The organism is Actomonas aquatica (assembly GCF_019679435.2).
Lineage (GTDB): Bacteria > Verrucomicrobiota > Verrucomicrobiia > Opitutales > Opitutaceae > Actomonas > Actomonas aquatica.
On the sequence record NZ_CP139781.1, the window covers coordinates 5415698 to 5441205 of the forward strand.

A 25508-nucleotide genomic window follows, 5' to 3' on the forward strand; every position below is an offset into this window, starting at 1 on the left:
AACGAACTTGGGGTTCTTCGTGGTTGAAGCGTCTGTTCAAAAACCTGCTCGGTAATTCACCACCACCAACTGGTCTATGCCGAGGTCGGTGTCCCAACGCCATGTCACTTTGAGGATAAGGGGATACGGTTGGTCCTTCAGTGACACCTCATAAACGAAATCCCCATTCCGCTGCCCTTGGAATTCCCCTGAAAGATACCGGCCACGTTCGCTTCTTTCCGGGATCAGCCGAGTTGCAACTACGGTCCAAGATTCGGTAGGGGCGATGTGGGCGGTGATGATTTCGGTGATCGCGCGATTCTCGTCAGACTCCTCCATGCGATCGCGGAAGAACACGCCTCCCACAAGAGCCGACAAAATCCCGATGCCTAGCCCGAGGGAGATCACCTTAACGAGCAGGGGAGATGCTTTCTTTTTCGATTTTAGTTCGAACACAGCGATTAAATCTAGGCCCGGTCGGAGGCTTCATTGATTCTCATCGTAAGCTGAAGAGAGAGGCAAGGGCTCCGGCCGACGTTGGGTCGTGATCCCGAAGTCGGGTGGTGGGCTCGCGCGGTCGATTAAGAAAAGCGGCAGAAAGTTGTCACCTGGGTCCTGCGGAGTGGCACCTATAGGTGTAACGCAGGCCGCACCGGTGATCTTGCCGGGGTGGATCTGCCTCAACCGAACCCACCGCTGACAACCCACCCATTCCCAAAATGACTTCCTCTTCCGATCTTTCCGCTTCCGCCTCTCATGCTGCCACCGACACGGACACGCGTGCCGATACGGGCGCAGTTGCCCGCCAAGGCGTGCAGAATCCTTTCCAGGCAATGGTGGCGATCACCGCGCTGTGCGCCGTGGCTTCCGTGAGCATCGTGGCCCTGGCCTTTTGCCTGACCCAAACGATCTCCGCCTCCGGCCTCTGGGCCGTCGCCGCCATGGCCGCCGCCCCCATCGCCATGGGACTCGGCATGGCCTTTCTGCTGCAGCGATGAGCGGAATCCGCCGTCGCTCTACGAGCTATGGCGAGACCGGGGGAATTTAACGCAAAGACGCGAAGGGCGCAGAGCAGTGAGGCAGTGCTTTTTTAAACACCAAGGCAGCGTCCTCCGTCGCTCTACGAGCTTTGGCGGACAAGAAGACAGCAAAGCCGGGAGGCATCCGCCGTCGCTCTTTGAGCTATGGCGAGACAATGAGCCGGTAGGCGAATCGCTATCCGTGTTTATCTGTGTGCATCCGTGGTTAAAAACTACGGTGGAGTGGCTTCCCTGTCCGCCATAGCTCGTAGAGCGACGGAGGATGTGGCCTTGGTGTTTAACCTACGTCGGACCGCTGTGGGATAGGGTCAGGGGGAGCAGGGGAGTTCGAACCAGAACTCGGCGCCTTTGCCGGGGGCACTTTCGACGCCGACCTGTCCGTGGTGCTTGGCGATGATGCGGCGCACGATGCTCAGGCCGAGGCCGTGGCCTTTGGCGTGACGCATGGCGACATCGGTGAAGGCCGAGAACGCGGTGGCCTGCGCGGCGGCATCCATGCCCGGGCCGTGGTCGTGGACGGCGAAGCGGGCGTGGGTGCCGTTGGGCAGGGCGGCGGCTTTGATTTCGATGCGCGGGTCGGGCCCGCCGTATTTGGCGGCGTTGCTCAGGAGGTTGGTCCAGACGTGCACCAGCCAGGGAGCGAAACCGACGACCGCGGGCCAGCGGTCGGGCAGGGAGACGGTGGCGTTGGCCGGGCGCAGGACGTGTTCGACGCGCAGGAGGGCTTCGTTGACGAGTTCGGCGGAATCGATGGCTTCCGTGGTGATGCTTTCGCGGCGCAGGCCGGCGAGGAGCAGCATCTCATCGACGATGTTGACGAGGCGTTTGGCGGAGTCCTGCAGGGAGGTGAGGTTGTGGGCGACCTTCTCGTAATCCTGCTTCTGCATCATCATCTGCGCGAGTTCGATGCGGCCGGTGATCATGCCGAGAGGCGAACGCAGGTCGTGAGCGACGGTGTGGGCAAAGGCGTCGAGTTCATCCAGCAGCGCTTTTCTTTCGAGGCGGGCGTGGATGGAGTGCAGCAGTTCTTCGTTGGTGAAGGGTTTGGTGATGAAGTCGTCGGCGCCGAGGTCCATGCCGTGGCGCATGTTTTCACGCTCGGCGCGGGCGGTGACGACGATGACCGGGACGAGCTTCAACTCGTCGTGGGCGCGCAACCGCTCGATGACGTCGAACCCGCTCATGCCGGGCATGGCGAGGTCGGTGATGATGAGGTCCGGCTTGAGGGTTTCCAGACGTGCAAAGCCGTCTTCACCGGACGTGGCGGTGATCACGACGTAGCCGTGTCTTTCGAGGATGGCGGCGGTGGAGCGTAGCACCGTGGTCTCGTCGTCGATGAGCAGAATTTGGGGGCGCTCGATTACATTCATAGGGCGTGGGTCTGCCGGGTCGGCAGGCGATGGGCTGCATGCGGCCAGCTGCAGGCAAGGCGGAGGGCAAGGCGGCGAGTCGAGGTCCGGAGACCTTACGGCAGATGGCCGTTCAATACAACCGGGGGATATTGCTAGACCCGGTATAGGGAGATGGCCGGGGTGGATGGAGATTGGTTCCGAGATGCCTACTCCGTCGCTCGATGAGCTATGGCGGACAGGGAAGCCACTCCACCGCAGTTTTTAACCACGGATGGACACGGATGGCTCCGCCTACCGGCTACGCACTGAAGTATTTATTCACCCAAGACGATGAGCCGGTAGGCGATTCGCCATCCGTGTTTATCCGTGTCCATCCGTGGTTAAAAACAGTTCTGCCACTCGCTCACGCTCGTAGCTACGGGTGGGGTTGCGGAGTGGGGGGCGGTGCGCTAGGGCTGTGAGCTCACCCCGCTTTGTCGCCTCCTCAACCCCGTCTGCTGCCATGTCGTTTGCTTTCCTGTCTCCCGTTTTTTGTCGGCCCGTTGTGCTGGGCTTGTCTCTGCTGAACCTGGCCGGCGGCTCGCGGGCGGCGGAGGTCGACGTCGTGACTTACGAGCAGTTTGGGGCGGTGGGGGATGGGCTGACGGATGACCTGCCGGCGATCGTGGCGGCGCATGCCGAAGCCAACGCGACCGGGTTGCCGGTGCGGTCGGATCCGGAGGCGACTTACCATCTGGGGCGGCAGGCTCTGACGGCGGTCATCGAAACCGATACCGACTGGAGCACGTCGCGGTTCATCATCGACGACAGCCAGGGCGTCGAGGACCACAAGCGGCCGCTCTTCGAAGTGCGGTCGTCGCTCGCGCCGGTGCCGTTGGCGATCGAGCGGTTGCGCGCGGGGCAGGAACGATTGGAGACGCCGGTGCCGCCGGAGTTCGATCTGTTGGTGTTTGTGGAGAATGCGGAGCAACGCCGCTATCTGCGCAAAGGCCTCAACGTCAATGCCGGCACCCCGCAGAACGAGGTCTTCATTCTGCGACGGGACGGCTCCATCGAGGGCGCGATCGAATGGGACTACGATGTCATCACCCAAGTGGAGGCGCGGCCGATGGATCCGGAAACCCTGACGCTAAAGGGCGGCTATTTTGTCCATGTGGCCAATCGGATGAAGCAACCCGAAGGCTACAATTATTGGGCGCGTGGCATTCGTATTCAGCGTTCCAATACGGTGGTGGAGGGCGTTTCCTATGAGGTCGTGGGGGAGACGGACTTCGGGCATCCCTACATGGGTTTTCTGGAAGCCCAGAAGGTGGCGAACATCACCTTGCGCGACTGCCGCATCGAACCGCACAAGTTTTACTGGACCATCGGTTCGGCCGGGAAGCCGGTGCCGATGGGCACCTACGGTTACCGGGCGGACCGGGTGGTGAACTACGCCCTGAGTGGCTGCCGCATGGGCGACATCCATGACCGTTCACGCTGGGGCGTGGCGGCGACGAACTTCATGAAGAATGTGTTGGTGGAGGACTGCGTGCTCTCGCGCATGGATGTGCACATGGGCGTCTCGGGGTATTACATCATCCGCAACTCCACGCTGGGTCACATGGGCATCAACGCGATCGGCCGTGGTCGCTTGGTGGTGGAGGGATCCACGGTGCACAGTGAGCGGCTGCTCAACTTTCGCCCGGATTACGGTGCGACGTGGGATGGTGATGTGGTGGTGCGCAACTCCCGCTGGGTGCCGCCGGCGTCGGAGCAGGGCGGTGGGGCGGTGGCCGTCTTCGGCGTGCGCAACGACGGCACGCACGATTTCGGTTATCAGAGCAGTATGCCGAGTGAGATCGTGATCGATGGGCTGACCATCGAGGACGCCGCGCTGCGGGAGCAGGGCACGGCGGTCTATCTCTTCGACGACCCGAGTGGTGCGCTCGACCCGTCGCTGCCGCATCCGTATCGGCCGACGGAGCGGGTGGAGATCCACAAACTGGATACGACGAGCGGCCAGCCGGTGGAGGTGAGTGCTGACCCGCGAGTGGAAACAGCGGTTGGAATTGAGAATGGTGAATCCGCCGTCGCTCAATGAGCTATGGCGGACAGGGGAGTTTTTTAACCACAGATGAACACGGATAGACACAGATGGCGATTCACCTACCGGTTCTTCGTCTTGGCCAAATAACCCCTTCAGTGCGTAGCCGGTAGGCGAAGCTATCCGTGTTCATCCGTGGTTAAAAACAGTCCTGCCTCTCGGTCTCGGTTACCTTCGTGGCCTCTGTGTGAACCTACGTCGGAGGGAGAGGTCGGCCCGGCGGTCCGACCCTACCTTGTTACCTGGCTTTGCGCTCTTTGCTGACTTGGTGTTTGAACTCCGTTGGCCGGGGATCTGGCGCGGGTTAGGGCAGGGGGCGGAATTCGTTTTCGCTGGGGACGAGGCGGCTCACGATCATGATCGCGGCCCAGGCGAGGATGAAGCCGGGGACGATTTCGTAGATGCCCGGTCCGCCGAGGAAGGAGCTGTTCCAGTCCATCGCGATCCACACAATCACAGTCGCCGCACCGGTGAGCATACCCGCGACGGCACCGGAGCCGGACATCTTATCCCACGTGAGCGAGAGGATGATGAGCGGACCAAAGGCGGCACCGAAGCCGGCCCAGGCGTTGGAGACGAGGCCGAGCACTTTGGCGTTGGGGTCACCGGCCATGAGGGCGGCGGTGATACCGACGGCGAGCACGGCTACGCGACCCACAGTGACGAGCTGTTTCTCGCTGGCGTTTTTGTTCAGGAAGAGCCGGTAAAAATCTTCGGTGAGCGAGGAGGACGACACCAACAATTGACTGGAGATGGTCGACATGATCGCGGCCAGCAGCGCCGCGTAGAGGAAGCCAGTGACGAGCGGATGGAAGAGCAGGTCGGCCAGGATGATGAAGATGGTTTCGGCGTCCTCGACGACGAGGCCGTTGCGGGCGGCGTAGGCGCGGCCGAAGATGCCGAGGCCGACGGCGCCGAGCAGCGAGACGACCATCCAGCTCATGCCGACGTTGCGGGCTTTGCTGACCTCGCCGACGGTGCGAATGGCCATGAAGCGCACGATGATGTGCGGTTGACCGAAGTAGCCGAGGCCCCAGGTGACGGCGGAGAGGAAACCGAAAAAGGTGAGGCCGTGGAAGAGACTGAGGAAGGTGGGATCGAGGTTGGTGAGACGCTCGTTGGCGGCGCCGACGCCGTCGCCTTGGCCAGTGGTGAGCACCACGATGGGCATGATGATGAGGGCGAGCATCATGATGCAGCCCTGCACGAAGTCGGTGAGGCTCACCGCGAGGAAGCCACCCACAACGGTGTAGGTGAGCACGATGATGAGGGTGAACCAGACGCCGAAAGCGTAGTCGCTCATGCTGTCGAGGTTGATGAGGTCACCGAAGGCGCTGGCGAAGAGTTTGCCGCCGGCGACGAGGCCGGACGCGGTGTAAACCACGAAGAAGATGACCACGATGAGCGCGGAGACCATGCGCAGCGACAGGGCGCGCGAAGGGAAACGTTTGGCCAGAAAGTCAGGCACGGTGAGCGCGTTGTCGTAGCGCTCGGTTTGCTCGCGCAGGCGCGGCGCGACCACCACCCAATTGACCCAGGCACCGACCAGCAGGCCGATGCCGATCCAGGCTTCCACGAGGCCGGATAGGAAGAGCGCGCCCGGCAAACCGAGCAGCAGCCAACCCGACATGTCGGAGGCGCCGGCGGAGAGCGCGGCGACGGCGGGCGACAGCTTGCGGCCGCCCAACATATATTCCTCGGAGGTCGCGGTGGACTTCTTCGCGGCGTAGAAGCCGATCGCGATCATGAGGCCAAAATAGAGAAAGAGACTGATCCAAATACCAATGGGCATGCTTAAATAATACGGGTCGGGAATTGCGTGAAAGGGGCCACCCTACACGAAGCGCACGCCGAGGGCAAAGGTTCAGGGGAAGCGGCGCCGAGAGGCATCCGCCGTCGCTCTTCGAGCTATGGCGAGACTGGGGGGGTAAACACCAAGGCAGCGAAGATCGCAAAGCTGTGAGGCAGGGCTGTTTTTTAACCACAGATGAACACGGATGGCTCCGCCTACCGGCTACGCACCGAAGTGGTTCCCTGGCCGGGACGATGAGCCGGAAGGTGAATCGCCATCTGTGTCTATCTATGTTCATCTGTGGTTAATAAAACTGCCGCGGGCGGGTCGTCTCATTCACCCGCTCGCGCTCGTGGTTGCGGGGCTTGGGGGAACTCCTGGGCGGGGGCTAAGTAACTTTACGAAATTGACAAAAACGTAAAGTGTGTAAAGGTATGAGGCATGAAACCAAACCCGCCAACTACTCCGCTGATCGTCCGCGGTTCCTGCTTTGAGGGAGTGGCGACGCGTGCGGCAGTTGAGGTCCTGTCCGAGGAGGTGGGCGCATGAAATCCGAGTCGTCCGCTCCTGTGAATGCCCGCCGCCTCGAGATCATCGATGGCTGCATCCAGACCTTCATGCGCTATGGCTACAAAAAGACGTCGATGGATGATCTGGCCCGTTCCATCGGACTGTCGCGTCAGGCGCTGTATTTAAATTTCTCCGACAAGGCCACGCTGTTCAAAGCCACCGTCGGCCGCGTGATCGAACGGTTGCGCGAGGCCGGTCAGGAGGCATTGGGCAACGAAGCCGAGCCGATCGAAGCACGGCTGGGCCGGGCCTTCGACGAAGTGCATGGCCACTCGGTTGGATACGATACACTCGACGAAATCCTCGAAACCTCGGTGCAGATGGTAGGCCCGGTTTTCGATGAGTTCGAAGTGACGTTCCAAGCCGACCTGGCCAAAGCACTGCAGGTGGCGGGCGTAGCCCGACGTTGGAAATCTCCCCGCGTCACCGCGGAGCTGTTGGCCGCGCAACTCTACGCCGCGTCCAAGGGCCACAAGCACCTCTCGTCCTCGGCGGAGGTTTATCGCGAGCGCATGCGCGGTGCCATCCACCTCGTTTGCCGCAGTCCCGAGCAATTACCGTCGACGGCCTGAACCGTTCACGGTGCCAGCCGGTCGTTCTCTTTTCTCACCCGAACCCAATCACCCATCGGCGCCGCCCAACCAGTGGCCTGATCGCTCAATCAGCCTCGGGCCGCCCGATGGAAAATTTACGAAAGCACACCACCATGATTCGCAACGAAACCTACACGCTCCCCAACGGAGTTGAAATTCCCAAACTCGGCCTCGGCACCTGGTTCATCAAGGACGAGGACGCCGCCCAATCCGTGCGCGACGCGGTGGGTCTCGGCTACCGCCACATCGACACCGCTCAGGCCTACGGCAACGAGCGGGGCGTCGGCGAAGGCATCCGCACCAGCGGCGTGCGTCGCGATGAGCTCTTCGTCACCACCAAGCTCGCCGCCGAGATCAAGTCCTACGAGGAAGCCAAGCAGTCCATCGAGCAGTCGCTGCAGACGCTCGGCCTCGACCACATCGATCTCATGATCATCCACAGCCCGCAGCCGTGGATGGAGTTTGGCGAAGCCGACCGCTACGCCGAGGGCAACCTCGCCGCCTGGAAGGCGCTCGAGGAGGCCTACACCGCGGGCAAACTCCGCGCGATCGGCGTGTCCAACTTCGAGATCGGTGACCTGCAGAACCTCATCGATAACGGTTCCATCCGCCCGATGGTGAATCAGATCCTCACCCACATCGGCAAAACGCCGATGGAGCTCATCACGTTTGCGCAGGAGCAAAACATCCTCGTCGAGGCCTATTCGCCCGTCGCCCACGGTGAGTTGTTGAAACATGAAACCGTGAAGGAAATGGCGGTGAAATATGGGGTGAGTGTGCCCCAGCTTTCCATCCGCTACGTCCTCCAGCTCGGCCTGCTGCCGCTGCCCAAGACGGCCAACCCGGACCACATGGCCAACAACGCCGACGTGGACTTCGAGATCTCGGCCGAAGACATGGCCGCGCTGCAAAACATCGAGCCGCTCAAGGACTACGGCCAGGCCAGCGTCTTCCCGGTCTACGGCGGCAAGATGCGCTGAGCGCGTCGCCACGCCAATCGCAGGGCCGGATCATCCTCCGGCCCTGCCGTTTCCCGACCCTCGTTTCCCATGTAGGGAGACACCGGATACAGTCCGGTCGTCTCCCGCCCACCCGTAGTGGCCAGTTCCCATGAAAACCCATCTCTGTTCCCGGATTGCATCCAAACTCGCGCCCCTGACGCTCGCCCTGACGACGACGCTCGCTTCGGCCGCCATTCCCGTCACCGGCGGGTTGGTCGAGGGCGTGTCACAGGACCACCTCACCGTCTACAAAGGCATCCCTTACGCCGCGCCGCCCGTGGGTGAGCTGCGCTGGAAAGCCCCGCAACCCGTCGTGCCCTGGGAGGGCGTGCTGGAGGCCGACGACTTCGGCCCGTCCGCTCCGCAGATCCCGTTTCCCAGCACCTCCAGCATGAACAACGACGTCGGTCGCATGGCCGAGGACTGCCTCTACCTCAACGTCTGGACGCCGGCTGAAACCGCCGACGCCAAGCTGCCGGTGATGGTCTGGATTCACGGCGGCGGTTTCGCCATCGGCGCGCCCAACCTGCCGAGCTATGATGGCACCCGCCTCGCCAACAAAGGTGTCGTCGTGGTGAGCATGGCTTACCGCATCGGTCCCCTCGGTTTCCTGGCGCTGCCGGAACTGAGCGCGGAAAACCCCGACGGCGTGTCGGGCAACTACGGTCTGCTCGATCAGATTGCGGCCCTGCGATGGGTGCAGGACAACATCGCGGCCTTTGGCGGTGACCCCGACAACGTCACCATCTTCGGCGAGTCCGCCGGCGGCATCTCCGTGAGCATGCTGTGCGCTTCACCACTGACGAAGGGCCTCTTCCAGCGCGCCATCAGCGAGAGCGGCGGTTCCTTTTCGCCGGTGACTGACCAGCACGCCATGGGTGGTGTGCAGACCCTGCGCGGAGCCGAAGCTTTCGGTGTCGCCTACGGCGAGCGCCTCGGCGCGACCTCCTTGGCCGAGCTGCGGGCGCTCTCGCCGGAAGCGTTGCTCAAGGACAACCAAACCATGGCGATGGGCGGCTTCTGGCCCATCTGCGACGGCCAGGTCATCGTGGGCGATCAGTATGAGTTGTATCAGAATGGTGACTACAATGACGTCGACGTGCTCATCGGCACCAACTCCGACGAAGGCGCGCTCTTCGTGCGCGGCGTCGGCGTGAAGGAACACGTGGGCATGGTCCGCGCCCGCTGGGGCGACCTCGCCGACGAGGCCCTCGAGGTGTATCCGGCGACGGATGACGCCACCGCGCTGCAGTCCGTCCGCAACGTGTTTCGCGACACCGCCTTTGCCTGGCCGACCTGGGCCTGGGCCCGCCTCCAGCAGCAGACCGGCCTGTCCAACGTCTACGTCTACTTCTTCGACCAACCGCAACCCGCACGCAAAGTGGGTAAGTCCCTGCCGGGCGCGGCGCACGCCGACGAGATCAACTACGTCTTCGGCTGGGTCGATGAGAACTTCAACTTCGACTACACCGACTCCGATCGGGCGCTGTCCGACCTCATGATGGACTACTGGGTGAACTTCGCCCGCACCGGCAATCCCAACGCCGAGGGCCTGCCGCAGTGGGACACCTTCACGCCCGACAGCGCGACGTCCGTCATGCACCTGCGCGGCACCGAATCGGCCCGCGGCCCGGTCATGAACCTGCCGCAGCTGCAATTCGTTGAGCGCGCCAACGCCGTGCTGCGCGACGCGCAGTAACGCCACCGCATTCGCCACCACCACCGTCTCTGTCTCCTCATCTGATTCCCATGGCCCGCTCACGTTCTCCTCGCCGCCGTTTCTTCTATCGTCTGTTGCGCGTGAGCGGAGCCGTGGGGCTCCTCGGCATCGTTGTCCTCCTTGTGCTTATGTTCTTCAGTGGATTTCCCCGCAATCTGGGCAAGGGGGCCCAAGGTGAACGGCTGGCCCGCATCCAGCAGTCACCGCAGTATCAGGACGGCGTGTTTCGGAACGAGGAGCCCACGAGTCTGTTCACCGGCGACAAAGGTCGGATGGCCGTGATGTGGGAGTTCATGTTTGGCCCCAAGACGCAGCGCAAACCCGGCACGCCGCTGCCGGTGGTGGCGACCGACCTGCAGGGCTTGCCCGCCGATCGCGACACCTTGGTGTGGCTGGGCCACTCGTCCTTTTATTTTCAATTCCAGGGGCACCGCATCCTGATCGATCCGGTGCTGGGCGACTACGCCGCGCCGCTGTCGCCATTTAACCGCGCGTTTAAAGGGCCGTATCCGTTTCCGCCCGAATCGATTCCGGCGGTGGATTTCCTGCTCATCACGCACGACCACTACGATCACCTCGATTACCAGACCCTGCGCGCGATTCGCGAGCGGGTGGGGCGGGTGATTGTGCCGCTGGGCGTAGGCGCGCACCTGGAGCATTGGGGCTTCGACCCCGCGCAGATTCGGGAGGTGGACTGGCACGACACGGTATCGCTCGCGGCCGATCTCACGCTGCACGCGTTGCCGGCGCGCCACTTCTCGGGACGCGGACTGGGCAGCAACAAAACGCTCTGGGTGTCCTACCTCTTCGAAGGCGCGGCGCGGAAGGTCTACTTCAGCGGCGACAGCGGTTACGACGGACACTTCAAGAAGATCGGCGAACGTTTTGGAGGGGTCGATCTGGCCATCATGGAAGACGGCCAATACGACCCGAGTTGGGCGCAGATTCACATGCTGCCGCGCGAAGTCGCGCAGGCGTCTGTCGATCTGCAGGCGGCGGCGGTGATCCCGTGCCATGCCGGCCGCTTCACGCTGTCCAACCACAGTTGGGACGCGCCGTATCGCGACCTCGCGAAAGCGAGCGAAGCACTCGGCGTGAACCTGCTCACTCCGCGTATGGGTGAGGTCTATCACCTCGACGATCCCACGCCCGGCTTCGAGCCCTGGTGGGAATACGTTGGCGAAGGCGCGCGGTAAGGTTTTTTTACACCAAGGCAGCATCCGCCGTCGCTCGGTGAGCTCTGGCGGACCGGGGAGCTTTTTTTAACACCAAGGCAGCGAAGAGAGCAAAGCCCGTAGGTTACCGACACTTCGTCGGGCTGTAGCCGGGCTCGTTGAGCCCGGTCGATTGCCTCTCCGCCGCCCTCCCGGGGTCACCGACCCCGGCTACAGCAACTGCTCTGTGTAGAAGCATATTGGACGGGCTATCCCTCCACTCGCTCACGCTCGTAGCTACAGGCTTCGTGCTCTTTGCGTCTCTGCGTTTAGATCTCGTCGGACCGGGGGGGGGCGGTCGGCGTGGACGCTTGCGATCCTTGGGCTGGGTCCGCCCCTGTCTGGTTTCCAACTTTGCTACCTTTGTTGCCTTGGTGTTTAAAGACGGCTGGACGGAGCGGTGGAGAGGCTTCGTTTCCTTCGGGTAAAACCACGTCGGGCGGGGGGCTCGTGGTTTATCGGCTTGGTGGTCAGGATCCTGCTCGGACACTCCCTAGCTCGATATTGCCAAATTCTCATCACTTTTCATCGCTGCCTTGAGCTGCTTGAACGGGTTCGCTGTTTTGAGGCAATTCGTCGTTTTACGGCCTGGTGACTCGACCCTCCTTGGCCTCCTAAACGGTGTCTGCTCTTTCCCTCGAACTCGCGCCTTCGGGCCGGGTTTTTCCTTCCGTTTCTTTCGGTCGCGCGGCCCGACGCCGCGCTCCCGGAATCCCTGAGTTCCACCCTCAAACTCATTCCCTGATGCCCGAGAACCCCCCCTCCCGCCAGCCGGTCCAACCCCCCAAGCAAGGTCTTTACGATCCGGCTCTTGAGCACGATTCGTGCGGTGTCGGATTTTTGGTGAATATGAAGGGCATCCCGTCACGCGAGATCGTGCAGGGCGCCCTTGAGATCTGCACCAAGCTCGATCACCGCGGTGGCTGCGGCTGCGACCTCAACACCGGTGACGGCGCCGGTATGCTCATGCAGATCCCGCATAAGTTCTTCGGCACGGTCGCCCAGGAACTCGGTTTTGAGCTGCCCCAACCCGGACACTACGCGGTGGGTGTCGTGTTCCTCTCGCCCGATGCCGAATCGGCCGCCGAAGAGCAACGCGTGCTCAATGAGGCGATTGTTGAAAACGGCCAGACCCTCCTCGGGTGGCGCGACCTGCCGGTCGACAACCACGATCTGGGGCAGGCCTCAGCCGACAGCGAACCGGCCATGAAGCAGGTCTTTATTGGTCGCTCCGCCGACCTCGAGGACGACGCCGCCTTTGAGCGCAAACTCTACCTCATCCGCCGCGTGTCGACCTACCGGCTCGGTTACCTGCAGGGCGAGGCGCCGCACTACTTCTACATCCTCACGCTCTCCAGCCGCGTGATCGGCTACAAGGGTATGCTGACCACCGACCAGCTGCTGCACTATTTCCCCGATTTCCATCACCCGGATTTCGAGACCTCGATGGCGCTGGTGCACTCGCGCTTCAGCACCAACACCTTCCCCAGCTGGCCGCGCGCGCAGCCGTTCCGCTTCATGTGCCACAACGGTGAAATCAACACCGTGCTCGGCAACGAGAACTGGATGCGGTCCCGCCAGGAGCAGTTTGAGAGCGCGCTCTTCGGCAAGGACCTGAAAAAGCTCAAACCCGTCATCGCCGGCGGTGGCTCCGACTCTCAGCACTTCGACAACTGCCTCGAGTTTCTGATGATGGCCGGCCGCTCGCTGCCGCACGCCGTCATGATGATGATCCCCGAGCCGTGGGAGAAACATCAGTCGATGTCGGAGGCCAAACGCGCCTTCTACGAATACCACGCCTGCATGATGGAGCCGTGGGACGGTCCGGCTTCGATCGCGTTCATGGACGGCACCCAGATCGGCGCCATCCTCGACCGCAACGGCCTGCGCCCGTCGCGCTTCTACGTGACCAGCGACGACCTCGTGATCATGGCCTCGGAGGTGGGCGTTTTGCCCGACATCGATCCGGCCACCGTGGTCAAGAAGGGCCGCCTCGAACCCGGTCGTATGTTCCTGGTGGATACACGCGAGGGGCGCATCGTCGACGACAGCGAGCTGAAGGAAAAGATCGCGGCCGAGAATCCCTACGCGGAGTGGCTGGCGCAGAACCTCATCAACGAGGATTCCCTGCCGGCGCCGACCAACCCGGTGAAGATGCTCAATGTCGAGCGCCTCAAGTTGCGCCAGAAGGCCTTTGGTTACACCCACGAGGACCTGCGTTTCCTCATCAAGCCGAGCGTCGAAACCGGCAACCAACCCCTCGGCGCGATGGGCAACGACGCGCCGCTGGCGGTGCTGTCGGATCGCCCGCAGCCGCTCTACAACTACTTCAAGCAGCTCTTCGCCCAGGTGACCAATCCGGCCATCGATCCGATCCGCGAGGAGTTGATCACCTCCAGCGTCACCTTCCTCGGTTCCGAGGGCAACATGCTGCATCCGGGTCCGGAAAACTGCCGCATGATCAAGCTCGAGTGCCCGATCATCGACAACGAGAAGCTGGCTCGCATCCGCGACTTCCGCGCGCCCGGCTTCAAGTCCGCCACGCTGCCCATCCTCTTCGATCCGACGACCGACCGCGAGGGGCTCAGCACGAGTCACCAACCGATCGACGAACCGCGCGCGGTGCGTCGCGGTAAGGGGCTCGACGAGGCGATGGAGCAACTCTTCGAGATGGCCGACAACGCCATCCGCGATGACGTGAACCTCATCATCCTTTCCGACCGCGGCATCGCGCCGCACCGGGCCGGCATCCCGGCGCTGCTGGCGGTGTCGGGGCTACATCACCACCTCATTCGTGAGGGCGTGCGCGGCAAGGTCTCGCTCATCCTCGAGTCGGGCGAGCCGCGTGAGGTGCAGCACTTCGCGCTGTTGCTCGGTTACGGTTGCGACGCGATCAACCCCTTCCTCGCGCTCGAGACGGTGGAGCAGCTCGTGCTCGCCGGGGAGATCGACATCGATCCGGCCAAGGCTCGGGCCAACTTCATCAAGGCCAACATCAAGGGCGTGATCAAAACCATGGCCAAGATGGGCATCTCGACCGTGGCGAGTTATCGCGGCGCGCAGATCTTTGAGTCGATCGGTCTCAACGAGTCGGTCATCGACCACTACTTCACCAACACGCCGTCACGCGTCGACGGCATCGGCATCGATGCGATTTCGGCCGAGGTTTACCAGCGGCACGTGAGCGCGTTCGGCCAGTGGGCCGACAAGCAGGACGATGCGCTCGATTCCGGCGGCGTGTATCAATGGCGCGCCGACGGCGAGAAGCACCTGTTCAGCCCGCTCGCCATCCACCAGTTGCAGCGCGCGACGTGGAATTCGAACTACGACTTCTTCAAAGAGTATTCGCAGACGATCAACGACCAGAGCCGCGACATGTTCACGTTGCGCGGGTTGATGAAGTTTAAGATCGATCCGGCGCGCTCGATCCCGCTCGACGAAGTGGAGCCGGTTGAGGCCATCGTGAAGCGTTTCAAAACCGGCGCGATGTCGTATGGCTCGATCAGCAAGGAGGCGCACGAAGCGCTCGCCATCGCCATGAACCGCCTGGGCGGCAAGTCCAACACCGGTGAAGGCGGCGAAGATCCGGATCGCTTCACGCGCGATGCCAACGGCGACCTGCGTCGCTCCGCCATCAAGCAGGTGGCGTCGGGCCGCTTCGGCGTCACCAGCCATTACCTGGTCAACGCCGACGAGCTGCAGATCAAGATCGTGCAGGGCGCCAAGCCGGGCGAGGGTGGTGAGTTGCCCGGCCACAAGGTGTTGCCCGCCATCGCCAAGACGCGCGGCACGACCCCTGGCGTGGGCCTCATCTCTCCGCCGCCGCACCACGACATCTACTCCATCGAGGATCTGCAGCAACTGATCCACGACTTGAAGAACGCCAACGTGCACGCGCGCATCAACGTGAAGTTGGTGTCCGAAGTGGGCGTGGGCACGATCGCGGCCGGCGTGGCCAAAGCCAAAGCCGATGTGATTCTGATCTCCGGTTATGACGGCGGCACCGGCGCCTCACCGCGCTCGAGTATTCAGCACGCGGGCGCGCCGTGGGAACTCGGTATCGCCGAGACCAATCAGACGCTCCTGCTCAATGATCTGCGCAGTCGCGTGGTGCTCGAAGTCGACGGTCAGTTGAAGACCGGCCGCGACGTCGCCATCGCCTGTCTGCTCGGTGGTGAGGAGTTTGGTTTTGCGACCGCGCCGCTGGTCACGCTCGGCTGTCTCATGATGCGGGTGTGCCACAAAAACACCTGTCCGGTCGGCATCGCCACGCAGGACCCGCGCCTGCGCGAGAAGTTTGCCGGTGGCGCGCAGGCGGTGGTCAACTTCATGACCTACGTCGCCCAGGAGCTGCGCGAGATCATGGCCCAGCTAGGTTATCGCACCATCAACGACATGGTGGGCAAAGCGCACCGTCTGGAGATGCGCGAAGCAATCGATCACTGGAAGGCGCGCGGACTCAACTACGCCAAGATTCTGCACCGTCCGGCGGTCGGTCCCGAGGTCGGCACCTATTGCTCGCAAAAGCAGGATCACCGCCTCGAGCGCGCGCTCGACAACACCCACCTGCTCGAAGCCTGCCGCCCGGCGATCGAACGCGGCGAGCCGGTCAAGGCGGAGTTCCCCATTATCAACACCGATCGCGTGGCTGGCACCATCGTGGGCTCGGAGATCTCGCGCCGTTACGGTGGCGAAGGTCTGCCGCCCGGGACCGTGCAACTGAAGTTCACCGGCTCGGCCGGGCAGAGCCTCGGCGCGTTCTGCCCGCGCGGCATGATGCTCACGGTCGAAGGTGACACCAACGACTACTGCGGCAAGGGCCTCTCCGGCGGCACCATTGTGGTGTATCCGCCGAAAACGGCGCCGTTCGTCGCTCACGAAAACATCATCACCGGCAACACCGCGTTTTATGGCGCGACCGCCGGTGAAGCCTTCCTCGCCGGCATGGCGGGGGAACGCTTCTGTGTGCGCAACAGCGGCGTGAAGGCCGTCATCGAAGGCGTGGGTGACCACGGCTGCGAATACATGACGGGCGGCGAGGTGATCTGCATCGGCAAGACCGGCCGCAACTTCGCCGCCGGTATGTCGGGCGGCACCGCCTACGTGTTGGATGAAATCGGCGACTTCGTGAGCAAGCGGCTCAATACTGCGATGGTCCGCGTCTACCAACTCATCGAGTGTGGCGACGAAGAGATCGCCGCGGTGAAGGCCCGCCTCGAGCGCCACGCCGAACTCACCGGCAGCGTGCGCGCGAAGACGATCCTCGACGCGTGGGACGACTGGTTGCCGCGCTTCGTGAAGGTGTTGCCCGCCGACTACGAACGCGTGTTGCACGCCATCGCCCGCGCCGAAAGCAAGGGCTTGGAAGGCGACGCCGCCATTCAAGCCGCCTTCGAAGAAAACGTGAAAGCCGGCCACTGAGCCGACCGCCGCCGACACGAGTTTTTTGGAAACCACGAAACACACGAAATACACGAAAATGACTTTAACCTCGAATGCCTCCCGATCCTCGCGCGGTGCCTTGGGTTTCAGTGCCTCGGCGTCAGTCCCGGCTTTCGTGTCGTTCGTGTGTTTCGTGGTTAACTCCCTCTGAACCCTCTCTCCTGCGCCCTTCCAACCCACCCCTAACTTCTTCTTATCATGGGCAAGCCCACCGGATTTCTTGAATACCAACGCCAACCGATCCCGAACCGTCCGCCGCTCGAACGGCTGCAGGACTGGCTGGAGGTGCACGCCGATCGCGTCGATGCCGATGTATCCACGCAGGCAGCACGCTGCATGGATTGCGGCACGCCGTATTGCCACACCGGCATGATGCTGGCGGGCGTGGCGAGTGGTTGTCCGATCAACAACCTCATCCCCGAGTTCAACGACCTGGTTTACAAGGGCCGTTGGCAGGAGGCGCTGGCGCGCCTGCGCAAGACGAACAACTTCCCGGAGTTCACCGGCCGCGTGTGCCCGGCGCCCTGCGAGGGCTCGTGTGTGCTCGGCGTGATCGAGCCGCAGGTGACGATCAAAAACATCGAGTGCTCCATCATCGATCGTGGCTGGGAGGAGGGCTGGATGCGTCCGTCGCCGCCCGCGATGCGCACCGGCAAAACCGTCGCGGTGATCGGCTCCGGTCCGGCGGGTTTGTCCTGTGCGGATCAGCTCAATCAGGCCGGCCACAACGTGACCGTGTTTGAGCGCGATGACCGCATCGGCGGCCTGCTCATGTATGGCATTCCCAACATGAAGTTGGACAAGCGCGAGGTGGTGGAGCGGCGCGTGAACCTCATGCGCATGGAAGGGGTGAGTTTTGAGACCAACGCCCACATCGGCGTGACCCACGACATCGCGGAGATTCGCAAAAAGTTTGATGCGGTGGTCTTGTGCTGCGGTGCGACCAAACCGCGCGACCTGCCCATCGAGGGCCGCGACCTGAGCGGGGTGCACTTCGCCATGGAGTATCTCACCGCGAATACGCGCGCCTTGCTCGATCACGATTACGACGCCGGGCAATCGACGATTCACGCCAAGGACAAACACGTCGTGGTGATCGGCGGCGGCGACACCGGCACCGACTGTGTGGGCACGGCGCTGCGCCAGGGCTGCGCCAATGTGGTGCAGCTCGAGATCATGCCGCAGCCGCCGATGGAGCGCACCGCCAGCAACCCGTGGCCGGAATGGCCGCGCACCTTCAAGGTCGATTATGGCCAGGAAGAAGCGGCGGCGCGTCAGGGTGAAGATCCGCGCGAGTATTTGGTCTCGGCCAAGAAGTTGATCGGCAACAGCAACGGCGACGTGTGTGAGCTGGAGTTGGTGCGCATCGAATGGGTGCAGGACGAAGCCACGCAGCGCATGATGCCGCGGGAGGTGGAAGGATCGCGCCGCACGATCAAAGCCGACCTCGTGTTGCTCGCCATGGGCTTCCTCGGACCGGAGCAGACGCTGGTGGAAAAGCTCGGTTTGAAGACGGACGCGCGTTCCAACGTGGCCGCCGCGCACGGTGAGTATACGACGAATGTCGACGGCGTCTTCGCCGCCGGCGACATGCGACGTGGTCAGAGTCTCGTGGTGTGGGCGATCAACGAAGGCCGCGGCGCCGCCAAAGCCTGCGACCGCTACCTCCGCTTACTCGGCCGCGGCCAGGATTGGTAAGCCGTGCAGAGAGGCATCCGCCGTCGCTCTACGAGCTATGGCGGACAGGTGGCGATTCACCTACCGGTTCATCGTCTAGTCTGAATTTCCGTTTCAGTGCGTAGCCGGTAGGCGTAGCCATCCGTGTCCATCCGTGGTTAAAAAACAGCGGTGGAGTGGGGCGGCGGGTTTGCTGGTCTAACCTTTGTCGACGCGAAACACGTTGACGGTGCTGGGGTCTCAAGGGGGCGCTGGCCGCTCACGTTTAATACCCCTGTCTTATGAAAACGGTTGTTGTTGGTGTGTTGTTCGCCGCCGCGCTCGCGGCGGGTAGCGGGTGTGCCCATTCGGTCGCCCCGGCGTTCTCTCCGGCCACGCGCGATCAGGCGCTGCAGCCGATTCCGGAGGTCTCCATCGATATCGCCTTTGCCGGATTGACAGTCGAGGCCCAGCAGGAAGGCCCTCCGCAACGGCCGTATCGGCTGCGCGCGGGCGAAGAGTTTGCGGCGGTGTTCGTCGGGCGTCCCGGCACCGACTATGCGCTGGAGTTGGTCGAGTGTGAGGTGTTCCGGCGACCGGGCCACGCGGATGCGCCGAGCAGTCCTTCGCGTTACGAATGTCGCGTCACCACGCGGTTAAAAACGATCGAAGGGCTGGAGCGGGTCTTGTCGGCGCGGGGCATCTCGCGGTCCGATCCTCAACTGTCTCCGGAAGCCAGCATGCGCGACGCCGTGCGCACCGCGGTCGCCGAACTGGCGGAAAAGGTGCGCTACCACATCGCCCCCGTGGACGTCGCGGCGAAGGCGACGTGACGCAGTATTGTAACCACGGATACTCCGTCGTTCTGCGAGCTTAGGCGGGCAAGGAATCTTTTTACCGCAGAGAACGCAGAGGCCAAGAGGCACGGAGTTTTTTAACCACAGACCCTCCAGAGGCGGGCAAGTGGACACAGATAAACACGGATGGCGATTCACCTTCCGGTTCATCGTCTCGGAAAAATAACTACTTCAGTGCGTAGGCGGTAGCAGGCCTGTGCGCCGAAGCCTTGGCGAAGGTGTAAGCTATCCGTGTCCACTTGTCCGCCATAGCTCGAAGAGCGACGGAGGATCCGTGGTTAAAAAAAAAACGTTAGCTCGGCGGTGGAGGGGCGTCGTTGCCTGCCGGGGAGGTGCCTTTGGATATCGGGCCGTCGCGGTCGCGGCGGAGGGCGTTGAGCTCGGTTTGCATCGCTTCGAGGCGGGCGAGGATTTGTTGCTGGGCTTCGCCGGAGGCGGGTTCGTTTTTGTCGCCGCCGAGGAAGATGCCGGCCGCCACACCGCTGAGCGTGCCGAACATGCCGATGCCCGCGACCATGAGGAAGGTGGCGATGATGCGACCGGCGGCAGTGACCGGATACTTGTCGCCGTAACCGACGGTGGTGGTCGTGGTGACGCTCCACCACAGGGCGTCGTTGGCGGTGAGGATGTTGGCGTTGGGCGCGTCGTGCTCCGCAAACAAGACGCCGATGGAGCCGAAGGAAATGACGAGGAAGGTGAGCACGAGCACACCGGTCAGACCGGCGCTGGTTTTGCTTTCGAGGAGGATGCGGTAGAGGCGGCGGAAGGAGCGGATGACGATGAGCAGGCGCACCACCCGCACGACGCGGAGAATACGAAAGGCTTCGATCGCCGGCACGGCCGCGAGCAGGTCGAACCAACCCCATTTCATGAAGCGCAGCTTCGACTCGGCGTGGGCAAAGCGGATGGCAAAATCGATGAACAGCAGGCCGCAGATGATGGTATCGATGTAGAAGATCAGGCGCTGGATCTCTTCGGGAACCGGCAGCACGAGTTCGGCGCCGAGTCCGGCCAGCAGGACGAGCGACAAGACCAGCACGCCAAATTGGAAGGGACCCAGATCCTCGGGATTTTCAGTGGGCGGAAGCACCTGCATGGCGTCCGTTATGAGCAAATCCGATGCCGCTAGGCGAGCGTCGGCGGACAAGGTTTTTTTAACCACGGATGGACACGGATAAACACGGATCCTCCGTCGCTCTACGAGCTATGGCGGACAGGTGGCGATTCACCTACCGGTTCATCGTCTCGGATGAATAACGCACTTCAGTGCGTAGCCGGTAGGCGAAGCCATCCGTGTCCATCCGTGGTTAAAAAACAGCGGTGGAGCGACGGAGGATGCGCCTAAACCATGCCGGGACTCGGGAGGCCTAGGCGACTTTGTGGACGACGAGCCAGGCAGAGTAGGCGGCGTAGGACAGGAGGAGGAAGGCGCCTTCGGCGCGGTTGATGCGGCCGCCGGTTTTGACGAGCGGGAAGATGGCGGCGGTGATGAGCACGAGGGCGCCTAAGTCAACGTAGTCGAGGTGGGCCATGGTGCCGCCGGAGGCGAGTCCGGTCGCACCGAGAATGCCGAGCAGGTTGAAGAGCGAGGAGCCCACGAGGTTGCCGATGGCGACGTCGTTTTCGCCTTTCAGCACCGCAACGAGCGAGATGGCGAGTTCGGGCAAGCTGGTGCCGATGGCGACGATGGTGAGGCCGATGAGCGTCTCACTCCAACCCCACTGGCGGGCGAGCGTGACAGCGCCGTCGACGAAGAGATCGGAGCCCCAGAGCAGGAGGCCGAGTCCGCCGAGGGAGAGCACGGTGGCGAGCGGGAGGTTCACCGGCGCCGGCACCTCTTCGCCCAGCGATTGATCGGGATCCTGTTTGGCCTGGCGCAAGGTGAGCCACGTGTAGGCGATGAGGCAGAGGAAGAGGATGCCGGATTCCCACGCGGCGAGGTGGTCATTGAGCAGCAGCAGCGCGCTGACCACGGTGGCGATGATGAGCAGCGGGACCTCACGGCGGATGACGGCGTGGTTGGCCGTGAGCGGGCGGCAGAGGGCGCACAGGCCCATGATCAGGGCGAGGTTGCAGAGATTGGACCCGATCACGTTGCCCACGGCGATGGCGGCGGCGTCGCGCTGGGCGGCTTGCAGGGAAACGACCAACTCGGGGGCGCTGGTGCCAAAGGCGACGACGGTGAGACCCACCACCAAGGGAGTGAGACCGAGCCGCAAGGCGAGGGCGGACGCCCCGCGGACGAGGAGTTCGGCGCCGAAGGTCAGGATGGCGAGGCCGATGATGAGGAGCAGAAAAGGCGGCATGGGGTCAGTTGATTGCCACACGGGTGCCAAGAAGAGGTCGAGCGTCAACCGGTTCCAAAGGTGAACCCGTTTTCTTGTCGCTCACGGAGTTGCGCGGTCGGAAAGCTGCTGCAGCGTGTGCGCGATGATGAAGAAATTCCTCTTTCTCGATTTTGCGCCGACCTCGCGGGACGCGGCGCTGTTGCTGTGGCGGGTGGCGATCGGCGGGATGATGTTCGCTCTGCATGGGCTGCCCAAGCTGCTCAAGGTGGGCTCCATGCCCGGCGGTTTTCCGGATCCGCTGGGGATCGGAAATGCGCTGAGTTATTGGGCGACGATCGGCAACGAAGTGGTGGCGGCGCTGTTTCTGGTGGCGGGCCTGTGCACGCGTTGGGCGGCACTGTGGCTGACCTTCACGATGGCGATCGCGTTCTTCGTCGTGCACGAGGCCAAGGTCGACGAAGCCGAGATGGCGCTGCTCTACATGGTGATCACGCTGCCGCTCATCGTCGCGGGTGGCGGCCGCTACTCGCTGGACGCCAAGTGGGGCGCGAATCGGGTCTGAGGATTTTCGATTTTTGATTCTCGATTTTGGATCGGCCCCGGCGGAATGCGGGGGCCGAGGGACATCCGCCGTCGCTCGGTGTGCTATGGCGGACAGTTTTTTTAACCACGGATCCGCTGGATACCGAGAGGCAGAATTTTTTTAACCACGGATGGACACAGATAAACACAGATGGCGATTCACCTACCGGTTCATCGTCTGGTCGAAATAACGACTTCAGTGCGTAGCCGGTAGGCGGAGCCATCCGTGTCCATCCGTGGTTAAAAAAACCGGCGGTGGAGGGGGCGTGGGTAATTTTACTGCGGATGAGTGGCTTTAATGGATGGGCGGGTGAGCCGATAGAGTAGGCGTCCCCTGTTCCCCATGTGTGCTGAGCAAATCATCGTTCTCCATGAACTCCCCGCGATTGAGAAAATCGTGCGCGATGAGACGTGGTTGGAGGGCGAGCGCCGCGGCTGCTGGGTGGATCCACACGATCCCGTGGTCAGCGAAAACGTCTGCGCCATCATCATGCGCCTGGGCGCGATGATGCGCGAACAGGTGCAACGCGAACACCCGGAACTGGCGGCGTAGGCTAACCCGTCGACCGGGCTGAGAGGCACCGAGTTTTGAACCACGGATGGACACGGATAAACACGGATGGCGATTCACCTACCGGTTCATCGTCGTATTTCTAAAATAAACCGTTCCAGTGCGTAGACCCGCGCCTGCGGGACGAAGCCATCCGTGTCTCCCGCGGCCGCGGGATGGTTAAAAAACCGACCTGCCTCCCAGCTTTGCGATCTCTGCGTCCTTTGCGTTCTTTGCGTTAAAACCACGCTTGGACGGGCGCGGTCAGCCCGGCGGTCTGACCCTACCTTTCTACGCTTCGAATTCGCTGCTGGGCAGCTCGGTGGGGAGCGCAGCGGGGCGGGGGCAGGTGGATTCGATGACGATGTGTTTGCCTTCGGTGCCGGAGCGGGTGGCGGCTTCCATGAGCTCCACAACATGGTGGGCGAGTTGGCCGTTGGCGCGGTGAGGGCGGCCACTGCGGAGCGCGGTGGCGAGGTCGGCGACACCGCTGCCGCGGGCGCGGCCGGTGGCGTGGGTCATGGTGACCGGGGCAAAGTCGGTGCTGCCAGCCGGTGCGAGGAAACAGGGATCGTCGAAGCGGTTGGGGTCGCAGACGCGCAGGGTGCCGGCGGTGCCATGAATGATGATGTGGGGCAGGTCGGTTTTGGGCACGTCGAAGCTCATCACCAGCGTGCCGATAGGACCGTTGGCGAACTCAAGCGTGGAGGAGAAGTGGGTGGGCACCTCAACGGCCACCTTCTCGCCGGCGCGGGGCTGGCTGGTGATGGTGCGCTCGGCGAAGGTTTGGCGGGCGGTGCCGCTCACGCGGGCGACGGGACCGAGGAGGTGTACGAGGGCGGTCAGGTAGTAGGGACCCATGTCAAACATGGGGCCGCCGCCAAACTTGTAGTAGAAATCTGGTGACGGATGCCAGGACTCGTGGCCGGGGCACAGCATGAACCCGGTGGCAGCGACGGGCGTGCCGATGGCGCCGGCGTCGATTAGTTGGCGGGCGGTCTGCAGGCCGGCGCCGAGAAAGGTGTCGGGGGCACTGCCGACGCGCAGGCCGGCGGCGGCGGCTTCGGCGACGACGGCGGCGGTATCGGCGGCGGTGAGGGCGAAGGGCTTCTCGCAATAGACGTGTTTGCCGGCGGCGAGGGCGCGGCGGTTCACCTCGGCGTGGGCGGCGGGGATGGTGAGGTTGACGACGATCTCGATGTCGTCGCGGGCGAGCAGCTCGTCGACGGAGCCGCCGAAGGTGAGTCCGCGTTCGGCGGCGACCTTTTGCGCGTGGGCGACGTTGAGGTCGGCGACGGCACAGAGGTCGAGAATGGGGTAGTGGGCGCAGCCCTCGAAGTAGGCCTTGGAGATGTTACCGCAGCCGATGAGCGCAATCTTGGTGGGGGGCATTTTTTTAGTAGCGGGTAGCGAGTAGTGAGTAGCGAGTAGGGGGAGCGAGTAGCGGAGGTAAGTAGCGAGTGAGTCGGAGATGCGAGTAGTGGGGCAGTGCGGTGGAACTGTGTAGTTGAATGCGTTGGATCGGATGCTCGCTACCCGCTACTCACTACTCGCTACTTCCGGGATCAAAGATCCCGCGCGGCCCAGCGGAGGCCGCGGACGTTGAGGTCGAAGGCGTGGGGGGAGGTTTCAAACTCTTTGGGTTCGTGGCCGAGGGCGCCGTAGAAGACGCGGCCCTGGCCCCAGTGTTTGATCCAGGCGATGGGCATGGGGACAGACTGGCCTTCCCAGACGTAGGTGGTCTCGGCCAGCACGTGCACGCCCGGGTCGATGAGCATGTAGTATTGCTCGGATGAATACGTGAAGTCAGGAGGGATGCCCTGGGTGATGACGTGTTCGGGGTCGGTGACATGCACGTCGTAGTCGCCGATGTGCGGGTGGGCGACGAACGTGCCGCCGACCATCCACTTGAATTCCACATCGGCGCGGAAGGCGTCACCGAGGCCGCCATGGAAACCGCCGAGGTTGACGCCGCCGTGGATGGCATCGCGCAGGGCCTTGGATTCGTCGGCGGTCCATTCGCCCATCGTCCAGTTGGGCACGATGAGGTCGAAGGTGGTGAGATCGAGGCGAGTGAGGCAGGCGGTCTCGTTCTCGAGTTGGCATTCGAAGCCGTGCGCAGTGAGCGCGTCGGCGTAGAGTTGGGTAAAGGTCTCGGGGACGTGGCCGGGCCAGCCACCGCTGAAAAAGAGGGCGCGTTTCATGGGGGATTTTTGTGGGGAGTAGGACAGCACGGTGGGGGGGGAGCGGGCAAGGGCGCGGCGGCGGTGCCGTGGTGTTCGTTCAGTGACCGGTGGAGAGGCCGCAACGGGGAGGGGAACCGCTAAGGGCGCGAAGAGACGCGAAGCGGAGAGGCATCCGCCGTCGCTCTGTGAGCTATGGCGGACAGGGCGGGTTTTTAACGCAAAGGCGCAAAGGTCGCAAAGGTCGCGAAGCCGAGAGGCATCCTCCGTTGCTCTGCGATACATGGAGGACTGGGAAGGTATTTCACCACAGATTGGCGAAGAAGGCTTCAGGCTGATTTCTGATGTGGCGGTTGGATGGCTTCCTCGTCCGCCATAGCCCGTAGAGCGACGGAGGATGCGATCTCTGCGACCTTTGCGGTCTTTGCGTTGAAACTCGTTGGGACGGGGGGCGGTCGGCCCGGCGGTCCGACCCTACCTTTCAAGGAGAGTCAGGGACTCACTACGTGGAATAGACCGTTTCATTCACTCGCTCACGCTCGTCTCTACAGGGCTTTGCGACCTTTGCTGTCTTCGTGTTTAATCTGGTCGGATGGGGCTGGC

Annotated in this window: 18 protein-coding genes; 11 read left to right on the top strand and 7 right to left on the bottom strand. The window is 62.9% G+C overall.

What is annotated here, in order from left to right; all coding sequences use genetic code 11:
• Window positions 1-36: 36 nt before the first annotated feature.
• Window positions 37-435: a hypothetical protein gene (locus K1X11_RS20700; RefSeq protein WP_221029346.1), complete on the bottom strand. Its 399-nt coding sequence runs from the start codon at window positions 433-435 to the stop codon at window positions 37-39.
• A 263-nt stretch (window positions 436-698) separates the two neighbouring features.
• Here K1X11_RS20700 and K1X11_RS20705 point away from each other — a divergent pair, with 263 nt between their 5' ends.
• Window positions 699-977, top strand: coding sequence for a hypothetical protein (locus K1X11_RS20705; protein WP_221029345.1), 279 nt, complete (start codon window positions 699-701; stop codon window positions 975-977).
• A 350-nt stretch (window positions 978-1327) separates the two neighbouring features.
• Here K1X11_RS20705 and K1X11_RS20710 read toward each other — a convergent pair whose 3' ends face one another.
• The gene (locus K1X11_RS20710; protein WP_221029344.1) at window positions 1328-2389 is read right to left on the bottom strand and encodes a sensor histidine kinase; all 1062 of its coding nucleotides are present in this window, start codon (window positions 2387-2389) and stop codon (window positions 1328-1330) included.
• A 535-nt stretch (window positions 2390-2924) separates the two neighbouring features.
• Between K1X11_RS20710 and K1X11_RS20715 the strand changes: the two genes are divergently transcribed.
• On the top strand, window positions 2925-4454 hold the full coding sequence (locus K1X11_RS20715; protein WP_221029343.1) for a hypothetical protein: 1530 nt from the start codon (window positions 2925-2927) through the stop codon (window positions 4452-4454).
• A gap of 307 nt (window positions 4455-4761) precedes the next feature.
• Here the strand turns inward: K1X11_RS20715 and putP are convergent, their stop codons facing one another.
• The gene (gene putP, locus K1X11_RS20720; protein WP_221029342.1) at window positions 4762-6249 is read right to left on the bottom strand and encodes a sodium/proline symporter PutP; all 1488 of its coding nucleotides are present in this window, start codon (window positions 6247-6249) and stop codon (window positions 4762-4764) included.
• A 545-nt stretch (window positions 6250-6794) separates the two neighbouring features.
• On the opposite strand from putP, the gene K1X11_RS20725 reads away from it, so the two are divergent.
• The 7 genes from K1X11_RS20725 (at window position 6795) to K1X11_RS20755 (ending at window position 19278) form a co-directional block, all read left to right on the top strand.
• Window positions 6795-7391, top strand: coding sequence for a TetR/AcrR family transcriptional regulator (locus K1X11_RS20725; RefSeq protein WP_221029341.1), 597 nt, complete (start codon window positions 6795-6797; stop codon window positions 7389-7391).
• A 134-nt stretch (window positions 7392-7525) separates the two neighbouring features.
• A complete protein-coding gene (locus K1X11_RS20730) occupies window positions 7526-8392 on the top strand; it encodes an aldo/keto reductase (protein ID WP_221029340.1) in 867 nt (288 codons plus the stop codon).
• 130 nt (window positions 8393-8522) lie between these two features.
• Window positions 8523-10112 carry a carboxylesterase/lipase family protein gene (locus K1X11_RS20735; protein WP_221029339.1) on the top strand — a complete coding sequence of 530 codons (1590 nt, stop codon included), beginning with the start codon at window positions 8523-8525 and terminating at the stop codon, window positions 10110-10112.
• 50 nt (window positions 10113-10162) lie between these two features.
• Window positions 10163-11329 carry an MBL fold metallo-hydrolase gene (locus tag K1X11_RS20740; protein WP_221029338.1) on the top strand — a complete coding sequence of 389 codons (1167 nt, stop codon included), beginning with the start codon at window positions 10163-10165 and terminating at the stop codon, window positions 11327-11329.
• A gap of 762 nt (window positions 11330-12091) precedes the next feature.
• Window positions 12092-16768, top strand: coding sequence for a glutamate synthase large subunit (gene gltB, locus K1X11_RS20745; protein ID WP_221029337.1), 4677 nt, complete (start codon window positions 12092-12094; stop codon window positions 16766-16768).
• 219 nt (window positions 16769-16987) lie between these two features.
• On the top strand, window positions 16988-18487 hold the full coding sequence (locus K1X11_RS20750; RefSeq protein ID WP_221029336.1) for a glutamate synthase subunit beta: 1500 nt from the start codon (window positions 16988-16990) through the stop codon (window positions 18485-18487).
• A 260-nt stretch (window positions 18488-18747) separates the two neighbouring features.
• A complete protein-coding gene (locus K1X11_RS20755; RefSeq protein WP_221029335.1) occupies window positions 18748-19278 on the top strand; it encodes a hypothetical protein in 531 nt (176 codons plus the stop codon).
• A 316-nt stretch (window positions 19279-19594) separates the two neighbouring features.
• On the opposite strand, the gene K1X11_RS20760 is transcribed toward K1X11_RS20755, so the two are convergent.
• Both K1X11_RS20760 and K1X11_RS20765 read right to left on the bottom strand, forming a co-directional pair.
• On the bottom strand, window positions 19595-20464 hold the full coding sequence (locus tag K1X11_RS20760; RefSeq protein WP_221029334.1) for a potassium channel family protein: 870 nt from the start codon (window positions 20462-20464) through the stop codon (window positions 19595-19597).
• A 205-nt stretch (window positions 20465-20669) separates the two neighbouring features.
• Entirely contained in the window at window positions 20670-21608 is a 939-nt protein-coding gene (locus K1X11_RS20765) for a calcium/sodium antiporter (RefSeq protein ID WP_221029333.1), read from the bottom strand.
• A gap of 124 nt (window positions 21609-21732) precedes the next feature.
• Here K1X11_RS20765 and K1X11_RS20770 point away from each other — a divergent pair, with 124 nt between their 5' ends.
• Window positions 21733-22152: a DoxX family protein gene (locus tag K1X11_RS20770; protein WP_221029332.1), complete on the top strand. Its 420-nt coding sequence runs from the start codon at window positions 21733-21735 to the stop codon at window positions 22150-22152.
• A 363-nt stretch (window positions 22153-22515) separates the two neighbouring features.
• Window positions 22516-22725, top strand: a complete 210-nt coding sequence (locus tag K1X11_RS20775) for a hypothetical protein (protein WP_221029331.1) — start codon at window positions 22516-22518, stop codon at window positions 22723-22725.
• A 288-nt stretch (window positions 22726-23013) separates the two neighbouring features.
• On the opposite strand, the gene K1X11_RS20780 is transcribed toward K1X11_RS20775, so the two are convergent.
• A complete protein-coding gene (locus K1X11_RS20780) occupies window positions 23014-24114 on the bottom strand; it encodes a Gfo/Idh/MocA family protein (RefSeq protein ID WP_221029330.1) in 1101 nt (366 codons plus the stop codon).
• Between the two features lie 173 nt (window positions 24115-24287).
• Window positions 24288-24926 carry a ThuA domain-containing protein gene (locus K1X11_RS20785; RefSeq protein ID WP_221029329.1) on the bottom strand — a complete coding sequence of 213 codons (639 nt, stop codon included), beginning with the start codon at window positions 24924-24926 and terminating at the stop codon, window positions 24288-24290.
• Window positions 24927-25508 lie beyond the last annotated feature (582 nt).

Excerpts from the sequence above, each read along its gene's own strand:
- putP (WP_221029342.1), bottom strand. The coding sequence starts at position 6,249 with ATGCCCATTGGTATTTGGATCAGTCTCTTTCTCTATTTTGGCCTCATG.
- K1X11_RS20785 (WP_221029329.1), bottom strand. The coding sequence starts at position 24,926 with ATGAAACGCGCCCTCTTTTTCAGCGGTGGCTGGCCCGGCCACGTCCCC.
- K1X11_RS20740 (WP_221029338.1), top strand. The coding sequence starts at position 10,163 with ATGGCCCGCTCACGTTCTCCTCGCCGCCGTTTCTTCTATCGTCTGTTG.
- K1X11_RS20710 (WP_221029344.1), bottom strand. The coding sequence starts at position 2,389 with ATGAATGTAATCGAGCGCCCCCAAATTCTGCTCATCGACGACGAGACC.
- K1X11_RS20725 (WP_221029341.1), top strand. The coding sequence starts at position 6,795 with ATGAAATCCGAGTCGTCCGCTCCTGTGAATGCCCGCCGCCTCGAGATC.
- K1X11_RS20770 (WP_221029332.1), top strand. The coding sequence starts at position 21,733 with ATGATGAAGAAATTCCTCTTTCTCGATTTTGCGCCGACCTCGCGGGAC.
- K1X11_RS20775 (WP_221029331.1), top strand. The coding sequence starts at position 22,516 with ATGTGTGCTGAGCAAATCATCGTTCTCCATGAACTCCCCGCGATTGAG.
- K1X11_RS20750 (WP_221029336.1), top strand. The coding sequence starts at position 16,988 with ATGGGCAAGCCCACCGGATTTCTTGAATACCAACGCCAACCGATCCCG.
- K1X11_RS20705 (WP_221029345.1), top strand. The coding sequence starts at position 699 with ATGACTTCCTCTTCCGATCTTTCCGCTTCCGCCTCTCATGCTGCCACC.
- K1X11_RS20780 (WP_221029330.1), bottom strand. The coding sequence starts at position 24,114 with ATGCCCCCCACCAAGATTGCGCTCATCGGCTGCGGTAACATCTCCAAG.
- K1X11_RS20765 (WP_221029333.1), bottom strand. The coding sequence starts at position 21,608 with ATGCCGCCTTTTCTGCTCCTCATCATCGGCCTCGCCATCCTGACCTTC.
- K1X11_RS20755 (WP_221029335.1), top strand. The coding sequence starts at position 18,748 with ATGAAAACGGTTGTTGTTGGTGTGTTGTTCGCCGCCGCGCTCGCGGCG.
- gltB (WP_221029337.1), top strand. The coding sequence starts at position 12,092 with ATGCCCGAGAACCCCCCCTCCCGCCAGCCGGTCCAACCCCCCAAGCAA.
- K1X11_RS20730 (WP_221029340.1), top strand. The coding sequence starts at position 7,526 with ATGATTCGCAACGAAACCTACACGCTCCCCAACGGAGTTGAAATTCCC.
- K1X11_RS20735 (WP_221029339.1), top strand. The coding sequence starts at position 8,523 with ATGAAAACCCATCTCTGTTCCCGGATTGCATCCAAACTCGCGCCCCTG.